1 protein-coding gene is annotated in these 342 nt (G+C 61.4%); it reads left to right on the top strand.

The window, feature by feature from the left end:
- Positions 1-342, top strand: a 342-nt coding sequence (locus HZR81_RS23790) for a transposase (protein WP_500129419.1), incomplete at both ends; no start/stop codon positions are given.

Raw genomic sequence — 342 nt, 5'->3', positions numbered from 1 at the left:
TGCCACGGTCATCATGGATGCCGAGCGAACACGGGTGCTGTGGGTCGGCCATGGCAACAGCCGTGAGGCGATCCGCCCGTTCTTCGAATTGCTCGGCGAGCACTGCCAACAGATCGAGGCGGTGGCTATGGACATGAATACGGCTTTTGACCTGGAGGTGAAGAAGCATTGCCCGCAGGCCGAAGTGGTGTACGACCTGTTTCACGTCGTCGCGCGCTACGGCCGGGATGTGATCGACCGTATCCGGGTCGACCAGGCCAACCTTCTGCGCGAAGACAAGCCGGCACGAAAGGCGGTCAAGCAGAGTCGTTGGCTGCTGCTGCGCAATCGCGACAACCTGAG

Origin of the sequence: Pseudomonas sp. LM13 (assembly GCF_041381355.1) — a bacterium.
GTDB lineage: Bacteria > Pseudomonadota > Gammaproteobacteria > Pseudomonadales > Pseudomonadaceae > Stutzerimonas > Stutzerimonas frequens.
The sequence above is the reverse complement of the archived record's forward strand: the minus strand, read 5'-3'. Positions and strand labels throughout refer to the sequence as shown.